Genomic DNA, 13,802 nt, shown 5'->3' with positions numbered 1-13,802 from the left:
GCAGGACAAACAGTTGATTTTTCTGACTTGGCTATTAAAGCACAGGTTGCTCCACACACTGCTTCAGGACTTTCAGTAGCTCACTTGGCACTTGGTTTCCTTGTTATGGCTTTGGTAACATCACTTGGTGGACCTACAGGACCTGCCTTGAACCCAGCCCGTGACTTGGGACCACGTCTCCTTCATGCTTTCCTTCCAAAATCAGTTCTTGGTGAGCACAAAGGTGATTCAAAATGGTGGTATTCTTGGGTACCGGTAGTAGCACCTATCGCAGCAGCAATTGCGGCAGTAGCTATCTTCAAATTCCTTTACCTATAAGAAATTGAAACCGAGGAAAGCCTCGGTTTTTTAGATGAAATTTTTATGAAAAATCGGTAAATTTGAGCATAATATCTTGTAAAAAATTCTAAAATCCTTTAAAATAAAAAGTGATGGAGGAATTTATGAATGTAAATCAGATTGTACGGATTATTCCTACTTTAAAAGTTAATAATAGAAAATTAAATGAAACATTTTATATTGAAACCCTTGGCATGAAGGCCTTGTTAGAGGAATCAGCCTTCCTATCACTAGGGGACCAAACAGGTCTTGAAAAGCTGGTTTTAGAAGAAGCACCAAGCATGCGTACTCGTAAGGTAGAGGGACGAAAAAAATTGGCTAGATTGATTATCAAGGTGGAAAATCCCTTAGAAATCGAGGGACTCTTATCTAAAACAGATTCGATTCATCGATTATATAAAGGTCAAAATGGCTACGCTTTTGAAATTTTTTCACCAGAAGATGATTTGATTTTGATTCATGCAGAAGATGACAGAGCAAGTCTAGTAGAAGTAGGAGAAAAGCCTGAATTTCAAACAGATTTGGCATCAATCTCTTTAAGTAAATTTGAGATTTCTATGGAATTACATCTCCAAACTGATATCGAAAGTTTCTTGGAATCATCTGAAATTGGGGCATCCCTTGATTTTATTCCAGCTCAGGGGAAGGATTTGACTGTGGACAATACGGTTACCTGGGACTTATCTATGCTCAAGTTCTTGGTCAATGAACTAGATATATCAAGTCTTCGCCAGAAGTTTGAGTCTACAGAATATTTTATTCCTAAGTCTGAAAAATTCTTCCTTGGAAAAGATAGAAATAATGTTGAATTGTGGTTTGAAGAAGTATGAAGTGGACCCAGATTATTAAAAAAATAGAAGAACAAATCGAGGCAGGGATTTATCCCGGAGCCTCTTTTGCGTATTTTAAGGACAATCAATGGACGGAGTTCTATATTGGTCAGAGTCACCCAGAGCATGGCTTGCAGACTGAGGCAGGACTAGTTTATGACCTAGCTAGTGTCAGCAAGGTTGTTGGGGCTGGTACGGTTTTTACCTTTTTGTGGGAAAAAGGCAAATTAGATATTGACAGACCGGTAACCGATTTTTTAGCTGAGAGTGATTATCCAGACATCACTATTCGTCAGCTCTTGACTCACGCAACAGATCTTGATCCTTTTATTCCCAATCGTGATCTTTTAACAGCCCCTGAATTAAAGAAAGCGATGTTTCATCTCAAGAGACGAAGTCAGCCAGCCTTTCTTTATTCAGATGTCCATTTTTTGCTGTTGGGCTTTATTTTGGAAAGAATCTTTAATCAAGAACTGGATGTAATTTTACAAGAACAAGTTTGGAAACCGTGGGGAATGACGGAAACCCAATTTGGACCTGTTGAGCTTGCTGTTCCAACAGTTAGAGGTGTCGAGGCAGGTCTGGTACATGATCCCAAGGCTCGCCTCTTGGGCAGACATGCAGGTAGTGCTGGTTTGTTTTCGACTGTAAAGGATTTACAAATCTTTTTAGAACACTATTTAGCAGATGATTTTGCAAGAGATTTGAGTCAAAATTTTTCACCTTTGGATGACAAGGAACGTTCTTTGGCGTGGAATTTGGCAGGAGATTGGCTAGACCATACGGGCTATACAGGTACCTTTATCATGTGGAATCGCCAGAAGCAAGAAGCGGCCATTTTCCTATCGAATCGTACCTATGAAAAGGATGAGAGGGCTCAATGGATTGTAGAACGCAATCAAGTGATGAACTTGATTCGCAAAGAAGAGTAAGGAGAGATATGTCAAACAGTTTAAAAGGGACTCTATTAACAGTTGTGGCTGGGATTGCTTGGGGCTTGTCAGGAACGAGTGGCCAATACCTGATGGCACACGGGATTTTGTCTCTGGTCTTGACCAACTTGCGTCTTCTAATCGCCGGTGGGATTCTTATGCTCTTGGCTTATGCTACTGCAAAGGATAAAATGCTGGCCTTTTTAAAGGATAGAAAGAGTTTGCTGTCTCTTCTTATTTTTGCTCTAATTGGCCTCTTCCTCAACCAATTCGCCTATCTAACTGCTATTCAGGAAACCAATGCAGGAACAGCGACTGTGCTTCAGTATGTTTGTCCTGTCGGGATTTTGATTTATAGCTGTATCAAAGATAAGGTGGCGCCAACACTGGGAGAGATAGTTTCTATCATATTAGCCATCGGAGGGACCTTCCTGATCGCCACTCATGGGCAGGTGGACCAGTTATCTATGACACCTGCAGGTCTGTTCTGGGGTCTCTTTTCTGCTCTGACTTACGCACTTTATATTATTTTACCCATAGCCTTGATTAAGAAGTGGGGGAGCAGCTTGGTCATTGGTGTGGGAATGGTCATAGCAGGTTTGGTCGCCCTTCCTTTTACAGGAGTTCTAGAGGCTACTATCCTAACTAGTCTTGATTTTCTCCCTGCATTTGCGGGCATTGTCCTTATCGGGACTGTCTTTGCCTATACAGCCTTTCTAAAAGGAGCCAGTCTGATAGGACCGGTTAAGTCAAGTTTGTTGGCTTTAATTGAGCCAATTTCGGCTGTTTTCTTTGCCTTCTTAATCATGAATGAACAATTTTATCCCATTGATTTTCTTGGTATGGCAATGATATTGTTTGCTGTAACTTTGATTTCGTTGAAAGATTTACTCTTAGAAAAATAAAAAGACTCTTTGTCCGTGACAGAGAGTTTTTGCGTAGTATTTTATACTAAATGAAAATCAAAGAGCAAAATAGGAAACTAGCCGCAGGCTGTACTTGAGTACGGCAAGGCGACGTTGACACGTTTTGAATTTGATTTTCGAAGAGTATTAATTGTTTTCAAGATAAAATTCAAAACGTTCGCCTACATATTGACTTTTTACGTATTCAAATGCAGTACCATCTTCTAGGTAGGAAACCTGAGTCAAACCAAGAATAGCATGTCCTTTTTCAACTTCTAAATAGTGGGCAATTTTTTCTTTAGCAAGGCGAGAATAAATGGTCTGTTGTGATTTACCAATACGGTAGCCATGTTTTTGCAAGGTTTGGAAGAAATGACTGGTGATTTCTTCTTTTTTAAAGTCCTTAATGAATTTTTCAGGAATAGAAGCAACTTCATAAACCAGAGGAACTTTGTCGGCATAGCGTACCCGCTCCATTCGGATAATATTCTCTGTTGGAGAAATTCCTAGCTTGGCAACTTCCTGCTCATTGGGAATGGTTTTTCTGTAGGAAATGAGCTGGCTAGAGGGAACTTTACCTTGGGACTTAACAATTTCAGTAAAACTGGTTGTCCCTCGCATCTTTTCTTGTACTCGAGTACTGGAAACAAAGGTGCCGCTTCCTACACGGCGCTCTAAGACACCTTCTTCAACTAATAGAGATACAGCTTGGCGAAGGGTCATGCGACTAACTGCAAACTGCTCTGCTAAATCTCGTTCACTAGGAAGCCTCTCCCCAATAGCCCAACGGTGATCGTCAATATCCTTTTTAATCTGATCATGGATTTTCATATAAGCAGGTAGCATATTTTCACTTCATTTCTATCTTTTCTCTATTGTACCCCAATAAACTAGAAAAAGTCAAACTTCGCCTTGTTTAGTTGGTAATTCGCCCTTATTTGTGATAGAATATTGAAAAAAGATATTTCTTTTGAGAAAGGAAAAAGATGAGCAACATTTCAACTGATTTGCAAGATGTAGAAAAAATCATCGTATTGGATTATGGTAGCCAATACAACCAGCTGATTTCACGCCGTATCCGTGAGATTGGTGTGTTTTCAGAACTAAAAAGCCATAAAATTTCAGCTGCTGAAGTTCGTGAAATCAATCCTGTAGGAATCATCCTTTCAGGTGGTCCAAACTCTGTATATGAAGATGGTTCATTCGATATTGACCCAGAAATCTTCGAACTCGGAATTCCTATTTTGGGAATTTGTTACGGTATGCAGTTATTGACCCATAAACTTGGAGGAAAAGTTGTCCCTGCAGGTGACGCTGGAAATCGTGAATACGGTCAATCAACTCTTACTCACACACCATCAGCTCTTTTTGAATCAACACCAGACGAGCAGACTGTTTTGATGAGCCACGGTGATGCGGTTACTGAGATTCCTTCTGACTTTGTTCGTACAGGTACATCAGCTGACTGCCCATACGCAGCCATCGAAAACCCAGATAAACACATTTACGGTATCCAATTCCACCCAGAAGTTCGTCATTCTGTATACGGGAATGATATCCTTCGTAATTTTGCTCTCAACATTTGTAAGGCTAAAGGCGACTGGTCAATGGATAACTTCATTGATATGCAGATCCAAAAAATTCGTGAAACCGTCGGTGATAAACGTGTCCTTCTTGGTCTATCAGGTGGTGTTGACTCTTCAGTTGTTGGAGTTCTTCTCCAAAAAGCGATTGGCGATCAATTGATCTGTATCTTCGTGGATCACGGTCTTCTTCGTAAAGGAGAAGCGGACCAAGTTATGGACATGCTTGGTGGTAAGTTTGGTTTGAATATCGTCAAAGCAGATGCTGCTAAACGTTTCCTTGACAAACTTGCTGGCGTTTCTGACCCTGAACAAAAACGTAAAATCATTGGTAATGAGTTTGTCTATGTATTCGATGACGAAGCAAGCAAGCTCAAAGATGTGAAATTCCTTGCTCAAGGTACCTTATACACAGACGTGATTGAGTCTGGTACGGATACAGCTCAAACTATCAAGTCACACCACAACGTGGGTGGTCTTCCAGAAGATATGCAGTTTGAATTGATCGAACCACTCAACACTCTCTATAAAGATGAAGTTCGTGCCCTTGGTACAGAGCTTGGTATGCCAGACCATATCGTATGGCGCCAACCATTCCCAGGACCAGGACTTGCTATCCGTGTCATGGGAGAAATCACTGAGGAAAAACTAGAAACTGTTCGTGAGTCAGACGCTATCCTCCGTGAAGAAATTGCAAAGGCTGGTCTTGACCGCGATATTTGGCAATACTTCACGGTCAATACAGGCGTTCGTTCAGTTGGTGTTATGGGTGACGGTCGTACGTATGACTACACAATTGCAATCCGTGCTATTACCTCTATCGATGGTATGACAGCTGACTTTGCCAAAATTCCTTGGGATGTCCTTCAAAAAATCTCAGTACGTATCGTAAATGAAGTGGATCATGTGAACCGTATCGTCTATGATATTACAAGTAAACCACCTGCAACAGTTGAGTGGGAGTAGTTAACTAAGGACTAATTTATGTAGTTTAATGAGCCAGTATCTTTGGGTACTGGTTTTTACTTTTCTAGACTTTTTGACTACTTGTTAAAACTGGGTGAATTTTCGACAGTTTATCAGTCATGATGCACAGCTTAAAAGATTAGAATTGTCAAAACAATCCGTCTAGGCTTGATTTTATCCCTTATTTACTATAAAATGAGAAGGAAAAACGTCAAACTTTTATATTGCAAATAGGAGAAAACATGACAAAAACATTAAAACGTCCTGAGGTTTTATCACCTGCAGGGACTTTAGAGAAGCTAAAAGTAGCTGTTCAGTATGGGGCAGATGCTGTCTTTATCGGTGGTCAGGCCTATGGTCTTCGTAGCCGTGCAGGCAACTTTACTTTCGAACAGATGGAAGAAGGCGTGCAGTTTGCGGCTAAGTATGGAGCTAAGGTCTATGTAGCTGCCAATATGGTTATGCACGAAGGAAATGAAGCTGGTGCTGGTGAGTGGTTCCGTAAACTACGTGATATCGGCATTGCAGCAGTTATCGTATCTGACCCAGCCTTGATTATGATTGCAGCGACAGAAGCACCAGGTCTTGAAATCCATCTCTCTACTCAAGCCAGTGCCACTAACTATGAAACTCTTGAGTTCTGGAAAGAACTGGGTTTGACTCGTGTCGTTTTAGCGCGTGAGGTTTCAATGGAAGAATTAGCTGAAATCCGCAAACGTACAGATGTTGAAATTGAAGCCTTTGTCCATGGAGCTATGTGTATTTCATACTCTGGACGTTGTACTCTTTCAAACCATATGAGTATGCGTGATGCTAACCGTGGTGGTTGCTCTCAGTCTTGCCGTTGGAAGTACGACCTTTACGATATGCCATTTGGGAAAGAACGTAAGAGCCTTAAGGGTGAGATTCCAGAAGAATTTTCAATGTCAGCCGTTGATATGTCTATGATTGACCATATCCCAGATATGATTGAAAATGGTGTGGACAGTCTAAAAATCGAAGGACGTATGAAGTCTATTCACTACGTATCAACAGTAACCAACTGCTACAAGGCGGCTGTGGATGCCTATCTTGAAAGTCCTGAAAAGTTTGAAGCTATCAAACAAGACTTGGTGGACGAGATGTGGAAGGTTGCCCAACGTGAATTGGCAACAGGTTTCTACTATGGTACACCATCTGAAAATGAGCAGTTGTTTGGTGCTCGTCGTAAAATTCCTGAGTATAAGTTTGTCGCTGAGGTAGTTTCTTATGATGAGGCGACACAAACAGCAACTATTCGTCAACGGAACGTGATTAACGAAGGCGACCAAGTTGAGTTTTATGGTCCAGGTTTCCGTCATTTTGAAACGTATATCGAAGATTTGCACGATGCCAAAGGAAATAAGATCGATCGCGCTCCAAATCCAATGGAACTCTTGACAATCAAGGTTCCACAACCTGTGCAAGCAGGAGATATGGTTCGAGCTCTTAAAGAGGGGCTTATCAATCTTTATAAGGAAGATGGAACCAGCGTCACAGTTCGTGCTTAATAAACATTAAATAAGAACTACTAACAATAGATTGACCTTAATCCGAGATTCCCCTCTCGGATTTTGTGTTGCTTTCATTAAATTTACAGGTAAGACTTGCTAGCTTCAGTAAATATACACAAGTTTTTCAGAATAGAGTGAAATACGAAAGAAAATGGAAGTAATTTTCATTAAACGCTTCCAATGTGCAAAAAAAGTTGACAAATTTAAATTTTAGGACTACACTAAGTAAGTAAATTTTATTTTAAAGGAGAATTCGTTATGAATTTAACATTTTTAGGCTTATGTATTGCCTGTATGGGCGTATCTGTCGGTGAAGGTTTATTGATGAATGGACTGTTTAAATCAGTAGCACGCCAACCAGATATGCTTTCTGAGTTTCGTAGTTTGATGTTTTTAGGTGTTGCCTTTATTGAAGGAACTTTCTTTGTAACTCTTGTCTTCTCATTTATTATCAAATAAATACATGGAACGAGAAGAAAAGGGAGGATTTTAGATGGAAGAAAGTATTAATCCAATCATCTCTATTGGTCCTGTTATCTTCAATCTGACTATGTTAGCCATGACCTTGTTGATTGTGGGAGTTATTTTTGTCTTTATTTATTGGGCAAGCCGCAATATGACCTTGAAACCCAAAGGAAAGCAAAATGTACTTGAGTATGTCTATGACTTTGTTATTGGATTTACAGAACCTAACATTGGTTCGCGCTACATGAAAGATTACTCACTCTTTTTCCTTTGTTTATTTCTTTTCATGGTGATTGCCAATAACCTTGGCTTAATGACAAAGCTTCAAACGATCGATGGGACTAACTGGTGGAGTTCGCCAACCGCTAATTTACAGTATGACTTAACCTTATCTTTTCTTGTCATTTTGTTGACACATATAGAAAGCGTTCGTCGTCGTGGATTTAAAAAAAGTATAAAATCTTTTATGAGTCCTGTTTTTGTCATACCGATGAATATCTTGGAAGAATTTACAAACTTCTTATCTTTGGCTTTGCGGATTTTTGGGAATATCTTTGCAGGAGAGGTCATGACGAGTTTGTTACTTCTTCTTTCCCACCAAGCTATTTATTGGTATCCAGTAGCCTTTGGAGCTAATTTGGCTTGGACTGCATTTTCTGTCTTTATTTCCTGCATCCAAGCTTATGTCTTTACTCTTTTGACATCTGTGTATTTAGGGAATAAGATTAATATTGAAGAGGAATAGAAAGGAGTAACTGATGCACGTAACAGTAGGTGAATTGATTGGTAATTTTATTTTAATCACTGGCTCTTTTATTCTTTTGCTAGTCTTGATTAAAAAATTTGCATGGTCTAATATTACAGGCATTTTCGAAGAAAGAGCTGAAAAAATTGCTACTGATATTGACAGTGCTGAAGAAGCCCGTCAAAAAGCAGAAGTATTGGCTCAAAAACGCGAAGATGAATTGGCTGGTAGCCGTAAAGAAGCCAAGGCAATCATTGAGAATGCGAAAGCAACAGCTGAGAAAAGTAAGGCTAGTATTTTAGTAGATGCTAAACTAGAAGCAGGACGCTTAAAAGAAAAAGCAAACCAAGAAATTGCTCAAAACAAAGCTGAAGCTTTACAAAGCGTTAAGGGTGAGGTAGCAGATTTGACCATCAGCCTAGCTGGTAAAATCATCTCACAAAACCTTGACGGTCATGCCCATAAAGAACTCATTGATCAGTATATCGATCAGCTAGGAGAAGCTTAATGGACAAGAAAACAGTAAAGGTAATTGAAAAATACAGCATGCCTTTTGTCCAATTGGTACTTGAAAAAGGAGAAGAAGCCCGTATCTTTTCAGACTTGACTCAAATCAAGCAAGTTGCTGAAGAAACAGGTCTGCCTTCTTTTTTAAAACAAGTGGCAGTAGACGAGTCTGACAAGGAAAAAACAATTGCTTTTTTTCAAGACTCTGTGTCACCTTTAATACAAAACTTTATCCAGGTTCTGGCCTACAATCACAGAGCAAATCTTTTTTATGATGTGCTTGTAGATTGCTTGAACCGACTTGAAAAAGAAACAAATCGATTTGAAGTGACGATTACTGCTGCTCATCCTTTAACGGATGAACAAAAGAGTCGTTTGCTCCCTTTGATTGAGAAGAAAATGTCTCTGAAAGTGCGGAGTGTAAAAGAACAAATCGATGAAAGTCTCATTGGTGGTTTTGTCATTTTTGCCAATCACAAGACAATTGATGTGAGTATTAAACAACAACTTAAAGTTGTTAAAGAAAATTTGAAATAGAAAGTGGTGTTCTTTTGGCAATTAACGCACAAGAAATCAGCGCTTTAATTAAGCAACAAATTGAAAATTTCAAACCCAATTTTGATGTGACTGAAACAGGTGTTGTAACCTATATCGGGGATGGTATCGCACGTGCTCATGGCCTTGAAAATGCCATGAGTGGAGAGTTGTTGATTTTTGAAAACGGCTCTTATGGTATGGCTCAAAACTTGGAGTCAACAGACGTTGGTATTATCATCCTAGGTGACTTTACAGATATCCGTGAAGGCGATACAATCCGCCGTACAGGTAAAATCATGGAAGTCCCAGTAGGTGAAAGTCTGATTGGTCGTGTTGTGGATCCGCTTGGTCGTCCAGTTGATGGTCTTGGAGAAATCCACACTGATAAAACTCGTCCAGTAGAAGCGCCAGCTCCTGGTGTTATGCAACGTAAGTCTGTATCAGAACCATTGCAAACTGGTTTGAAAGCTATTGACGCCCTTGTACCGATTGGTCGTGGTCAACGTGAGTTGATTATTGGGGACCGTCAGACAGGGAAAACAACCATTGCGATTGATACAATCTTGAACCAAAAAGGTCAAGATATGATCTGTATCTATGTTGCGATTGGACAAAAAGAATCAACAGTTCGTACGCAAGTAGAAACACTACGTCAGTACGGTGCCTTGGATTACACAATCGTTGTGACAGCCTCTGCTTCACAACCATCTCCATTGCTCTTCCTAGCTCCTTATGCTGGGGTTGCCATGGCGGAAGAATTTATGTACCAAGGGAAACATGTTTTGATTGTTTATGATGATTTATCAAAACAAGCGGTAGCTTATCGTGAACTGTCACTCTTGCTTCGTCGTCCTCCAGGTCGTGAAGCCTTCCCAGGGGATGTTTTCTACCTTCACAGCCGTTTGCTTGAGCGCTCAGCTAAAGTTTCTGATGAACTTGGTGGTGGATCAATTACAGCCCTACCGTTTATCGAGACCCAAGCAGGAGATATCTCAGCCTATATCGCAACCAACGTGATTTCAATCACTGATGGACAAATCTTCCTTGGTGATGGTCTCTTCAATGCAGGTATTCGTCCAGCCATCGATGCGGGTTCATCTGTATCACGTGTAGGTGGTTCTGCGCAAATCAAAGCCATGAAGAAGGTTGCTGGTACACTTCGTATCGACCTTGCTTCATACCGTGAATTGGAAGCCTTCACTAAGTTTGGTTCTGACTTGGACGCAGCAACACAGGCTAAGTTGAACCGCGGTCGTCGTACAGTTGAGGTCTTGAAACAACCTGTTCACAAACCATTACCTGTTGAGAAACAAGTAACCATTCTCTATGCTTTGACACATGGTTTCTTGGATACTGTTCCAGTAGATGATATTGTTCGTTTCGAGGAAGAGTTCCATGCCTTCTTTGATGCTCAACATCCAGAGATTTTGGAAACCATTCGTGATACAAAAGACTTGCCAGAAGAAGCAGTCTTGGATGCTGCGATTACAGAGTTTCTCAATCAATCTAGCTTCCAATAAGAATAGAGGTGTCAGATGGCAGTATCTCTAAATGATATTAAAACAAAAATCGCCTCAACAAAAAATACGAGTCAAATCACTAATGCCATGCAAATGGTATCAGCTGCTAAGCTAGGTCGCTCTGAAGAAGCTGCTCGCAACTTCCAAGTTTACGCTCAGAAAGTTCGCAAACTTTTGACAGATATTCTTCATGGTAATGGAGCTGGTGGCTCAACCAATCCCATGCTGATTAGCCGTCCTGTGAAGAAGACAGGCTATATCGTTATCACTTCAGACCGCGGTTTGGTTGGAGGTTATAATTCCTCTATTCTGAAAGCCGTTATGGAGTTGAAAGAAGAATACCACCCAGACGGTACAGGTTTTGAAATGATCTGTATTGGTGGAATGGGAGCTGATTTCTTTAAGGCTCGTGGTATTCAACCACTTTATGAACTACGTGGCTTGGCAGACCAACCTAGCTTTGATCAAGTTCGTAAGATTATTTCAAAAACTGTTGAAATGTACCAAAATGAACTCTTTGATGAGCTTTATGTTTGCTACAACCACCATGTCAATACGCTAACCAGTCAAATGCGTGTGGAACAAATGCTTCCGATTGTTGACTTGGATCCAAATGAAGCGGATGAAGACTACAGCTTGACTTTTGAATTGGAAACCAGCCGAGAAGAAATTTTGGAGCAGTTGTTGCCTCAATTTGCAGAAAGTATGATTTACGGTGCTATTATCGATGCCAAGACAGCTGAAAATGCTGCAGGTATGACCGCTATGCAAACAGCGACAGATAATGCTAAGAAAGTCATCAATGATTTGACAATTCAGTATAACCGTGCCAGACAGGCGGCGATTACACAAGAAATTACAGAAATCGTAGCAGGTGCTAGTGCCTTAGAATAGGCTTTAGTCCAGCTCGTATGAAAATGAACTTAGGACCTAGTTGAGCTAGGAACCGACAGTATCTTATATAGAATAGGAGAAGGAGATGAGTTCAGGTAAAATTGCTCAGGTTATCGGTCCCGTTGTAGACGTCTTGTTTGCAGCAGGGGAAAAACTTCCTGAGATTAACAATGCACTTGTCGTCTACAAAAATGACGAAAGAAAAACAAAAATCGTCCTTGAAGTAGCCTTAGAGTTGGGAGATGGTATGGTCCGTACTATCGCCATGGAATCAACAGATGGTTTGACTCGTGGAATGGAAGTATTGGACACAGGTCGTCCAATCTCTGTACCAGTAGGTAAAGAAACTTTGGGACGTGTCTTCAACGTTTTGGGAGATACCATTGACTTGGAAGCTCCTTTTACAGAAGATGCAGAGCGTCAGCCAATTCATAAAAAAGCTCCAACTTTTGATGAGTTGTCTACCTCTTCTGAAATCCTTGAAACAGGGATTAAGGTTATCGACCTTCTTGCCCCTTACCTTAAAGGTGGTAAAGTTGGACTCTTCGGTGGTGCCGGAGTTGGTAAAACCGTCTTAATCCAAGAGTTGATTCACAACATTGCCCAAGAACACGGTGGTATTTCAGTATTTACTGGTGTTGGGGAACGTACTCGTGAGGGGAACGACCTTTACTGGGAAATGAAAGAATCAGGCGTTATCGAGAAAACAGCCATGGTATTTGGTCAGATGAATGAGCCACCAGGAGCACGTATGCGTGTTGCCCTTACTGGTTTGACAATCGCTGAATACTTCCGTGATGTAGAAGGCCAAGACGTGCTTCTCTTTATCGATAATATCTTCCGTTTCACTCAGGCTGGTTCAGAAGTATCTGCCCTTTTGGGTCGTATGCCATCAGCCGTTGGTTACCAACCAACACTTGCTACGGAAATGGGTCAATTGCAAGAGCGTATTACATCAACTAAGAAGGGTTCGGTAACCTCTATCCAGGCTATCTATGTGCCAGCGGATGACTATACTGACCCAGCGCCAGCAACAGCCTTCGCTCACTTGGATTCTACTACAAACTTGGAACGTAAGTTGGTACAATTGGGTATCTACCCAGCCGTTGACCCACTTGCTTCAAGTTCACGTGCCTTGGCACCTGAAATCGTTGGAGAAGAGCACTATGCAGTTGCTGCTGAAGTAAAACGTGTCCTTCAACGTTACCATGAATTGCAAGATATTATTGCTATCCTTGGTATGGATGAGCTTTCTGATGAAGAAAAGACCTTGGTTGCTCGTGCCCGTCGTATCCAGTTCTTCTTGTCACAAAACTTCAACGTTGCGGAACAATTTACTGGTCAGCCAGGTTCTTATGTTCCAGTTGCTGAAACGGTACGTGGCTTTAAGGAAATCCTTGATGGTAAATACGACCACTTGCCAGAAGATGCCTTCCGTGGTGTAGGTTCTATCGAAGATGTGATTGCAAAAGCTGAAAAAATGGGATTTTAAGAGGTGATCTATGGCTCAGTTAACTGTCCAGATCGTGACACCAGATGGTCTCGTCTATGATCACCATGCCAGCTATGTATCGGTTCGAACTCTGGATGGTGAGATGGGGATCTTGCCACGACATGAAAATATGATTGCGGTTTTAGCAGTTGATGAAGTAAAGGTGAAACGTATTGATGACAAAGATCACGTGAACTGGATTGCAGTAAACGGTGGCGTTATTGAAATTGCCAATGATATGATTACAATCGTCGCTGACTCTGCAGAACGTGCTCGTGATATCGATATCAGTCGTGCAGAACGTGCCAAACTTCGTGCAGAACGTGCAATTGAAGAAGCACAAGACAAACACTTGATTGACCAAGAACGTCGTGCGAAGATTGCACTGCAACGTGCCATTAACCGTATTAATGTCGGAAATAGACTATAAGAAAAAATGAACTTGGTAACTCAAGTTCATTTTTTATGGTGTTTTATACTCAATAAAAATCAAAAAGCAAACATAGGAAGTTAGCCATAGGTTGCTCAAAACACAGTTTTGAGGTTGCAGATAGA

Annotated in this window: 15 protein-coding genes; 14 read left to right on the top strand and 1 reads right to left on the bottom strand. The window is 40.9% G+C overall.

Features of this window, described 5'->3' with window-relative positions:
• The 4 genes from HT689_RS09460 to HT689_RS09445 all read left to right on the top strand — a co-directional run.
• The coding region (locus HT689_RS09460) for an aquaporin (RefSeq protein WP_173281004.1) at positions 1-318 on the top strand (318 nt) is incomplete at its 5' end.
• Positions 319-443: 125 nt separating this feature from the next.
• Entirely contained in the window at positions 444-1,169 is a 726-nt protein-coding gene (locus HT689_RS09455) for a CppA family protein (RefSeq protein WP_023936414.1), read from the top strand.
• Positions 1,166-2,101: a serine hydrolase domain-containing protein gene (locus HT689_RS09450; RefSeq protein ID WP_054392805.1), complete on the top strand. Its 936-nt coding sequence runs from the start codon at positions 1,166-1,168 to the stop codon at positions 2,099-2,101. The genes HT689_RS09455 and HT689_RS09450 overlap by 4 nt, the downstream gene beginning before the upstream one ends.
• A gap of 8 nt (positions 2,102-2,109) precedes the next feature.
• Positions 2,110-3,006 carry a DMT family transporter gene (locus HT689_RS09445; protein ID WP_138702029.1) on the top strand — a complete coding sequence of 299 codons (897 nt, stop codon included), beginning with the start codon at positions 2,110-2,112 and terminating at the stop codon, positions 3,004-3,006.
• Positions 3,007-3,153: 147 nt separating this feature from the next.
• On the opposite strand, the gene HT689_RS09440 is transcribed toward HT689_RS09445, so the two are convergent.
• Positions 3,154-3,852 (bottom strand): GntR family transcriptional regulator, encoded by a 699-nt coding sequence (locus tag HT689_RS09440; RefSeq protein ID WP_138702030.1) that lies wholly within the window; start codon positions 3,850-3,852, stop codon positions 3,154-3,156.
• A 140-nt stretch (positions 3,853-3,992) separates the two neighbouring features.
• On the opposite strand from HT689_RS09440, the gene guaA reads away from it, so the two are divergent.
• From guaA to HT689_RS09390, 10 genes are all read left to right on the top strand, one after another.
• Entirely contained in the window at positions 3,993-5,555 is a 1,563-nt protein-coding gene (guaA, locus tag HT689_RS09435; protein WP_012972538.1) for a glutamine-hydrolyzing GMP synthase, read from the top strand.
• A gap of 242 nt (positions 5,556-5,797) precedes the next feature.
• On the top strand, positions 5,798-7,084 hold the full coding sequence (locus HT689_RS09430) for a U32 family peptidase (RefSeq protein WP_173226497.1): 1,287 nt from the start codon (positions 5,798-5,800) through the stop codon (positions 7,082-7,084).
• A 261-nt stretch (positions 7,085-7,345) separates the two neighbouring features.
• Positions 7,346-7,546: a F0F1 ATP synthase subunit C gene (locus HT689_RS09425; RefSeq protein ID WP_001054562.1), complete on the top strand. Its 201-nt coding sequence runs from the start codon at positions 7,346-7,348 to the stop codon at positions 7,544-7,546.
• A gap of 34 nt (positions 7,547-7,580) precedes the next feature.
• The gene (gene atpB / locus HT689_RS09420) at positions 7,581-8,297 is read left to right on the top strand and encodes a F0F1 ATP synthase subunit A (RefSeq protein ID WP_000392851.1); all 717 of its coding nucleotides are present in this window, start codon (positions 7,581-7,583) and stop codon (positions 8,295-8,297) included.
• Positions 8,298-8,310: 13 nt separating this feature from the next.
• A complete protein-coding gene (atpF, locus tag HT689_RS09415; protein ID WP_112444247.1) occupies positions 8,311-8,805 on the top strand; it encodes a F0F1 ATP synthase subunit B in 495 nt (164 codons plus the stop codon).
• Entirely contained in the window at positions 8,805-9,341 is a 537-nt protein-coding gene (locus HT689_RS09410; protein WP_173226499.1) for a F0F1 ATP synthase subunit delta, read from the top strand. Before atpF ends, HT689_RS09410 begins: the two co-directional genes overlap by 1 nt.
• A gap of 14 nt (positions 9,342-9,355) precedes the next feature.
• A complete protein-coding gene (atpA, locus tag HT689_RS09405) occupies positions 9,356-10,861 on the top strand; it encodes a F0F1 ATP synthase subunit alpha (RefSeq protein WP_023942963.1) in 1,506 nt (501 codons plus the stop codon).
• Positions 10,862-10,876: 15 nt separating this feature from the next.
• Positions 10,877-11,755: a F0F1 ATP synthase subunit gamma gene (locus HT689_RS09400; protein WP_000301222.1), complete on the top strand. Its 879-nt coding sequence runs from the start codon at positions 10,877-10,879 to the stop codon at positions 11,753-11,755.
• Between the two features lie 85 nt (positions 11,756-11,840).
• The gene (atpD, locus tag HT689_RS09395) at positions 11,841-13,247 is read left to right on the top strand and encodes a F0F1 ATP synthase subunit beta (protein ID WP_000094360.1); all 1,407 of its coding nucleotides are present in this window, start codon (positions 11,841-11,843) and stop codon (positions 13,245-13,247) included.
• 10 nt (positions 13,248-13,257) lie between these two features.
• A complete protein-coding gene (locus tag HT689_RS09390) occupies positions 13,258-13,677 on the top strand; it encodes a F0F1 ATP synthase subunit epsilon (RefSeq protein WP_000068050.1) in 420 nt (139 codons plus the stop codon).
• Positions 13,678-13,802 lie beyond the last annotated feature (125 nt).

Origin of the sequence: Streptococcus sp. 2342, assembly GCF_013276795.1 — a bacterium.
GTDB lineage: Bacteria > Bacillota > Bacilli > Lactobacillales > Streptococcaceae > Streptococcus.
This window is presented reverse-complemented; position numbering and strand designations above follow the sequence as displayed.

What these genes read in the sequence shown, in the direction of transcription:
- HT689_RS09455 (WP_023936414.1), top strand. Translation starts at nt 444, where the DNA reads ATGAATGTAAATCAGATTGTACGGATTATTCCTACTTTAAAAGTTAAT.
- HT689_RS09450 (WP_054392805.1), top strand. Translation starts at nt 1,166, where the DNA reads ATGAAGTGGACCCAGATTATTAAAAAAATAGAAGAACAAATCGAGGCA.
- HT689_RS09445 (WP_138702029.1), top strand. Translation starts at nt 2,110, where the DNA reads ATGTCAAACAGTTTAAAAGGGACTCTATTAACAGTTGTGGCTGGGATT.
- HT689_RS09440 (WP_138702030.1), bottom strand. Translation starts at nt 3,852, where the DNA reads ATGCTACCTGCTTATATGAAAATCCATGATCAGATTAAAAAGGATATT.
- guaA (WP_012972538.1), top strand. Translation starts at nt 3,993, where the DNA reads ATGAGCAACATTTCAACTGATTTGCAAGATGTAGAAAAAATCATCGTA.
- HT689_RS09430 (WP_173226497.1), top strand. Translation starts at nt 5,798, where the DNA reads ATGACAAAAACATTAAAACGTCCTGAGGTTTTATCACCTGCAGGGACT.
- HT689_RS09425 (WP_001054562.1), top strand. Translation starts at nt 7,346, where the DNA reads ATGAATTTAACATTTTTAGGCTTATGTATTGCCTGTATGGGCGTATCT.
- atpB (WP_000392851.1), top strand. Translation starts at nt 7,581, where the DNA reads ATGGAAGAAAGTATTAATCCAATCATCTCTATTGGTCCTGTTATCTTC.
- atpF (WP_112444247.1), top strand. Translation starts at nt 8,311, where the DNA reads ATGCACGTAACAGTAGGTGAATTGATTGGTAATTTTATTTTAATCACT.
- HT689_RS09410 (WP_173226499.1), top strand. Translation starts at nt 8,805, where the DNA reads ATGGACAAGAAAACAGTAAAGGTAATTGAAAAATACAGCATGCCTTTT.
- HT689_RS09400 (WP_000301222.1), top strand. Translation starts at nt 10,877, where the DNA reads ATGGCAGTATCTCTAAATGATATTAAAACAAAAATCGCCTCAACAAAA.
- atpD (WP_000094360.1), top strand. Translation starts at nt 11,841, where the DNA reads ATGAGTTCAGGTAAAATTGCTCAGGTTATCGGTCCCGTTGTAGACGTC.
- HT689_RS09390 (WP_000068050.1), top strand. Translation starts at nt 13,258, where the DNA reads ATGGCTCAGTTAACTGTCCAGATCGTGACACCAGATGGTCTCGTCTAT.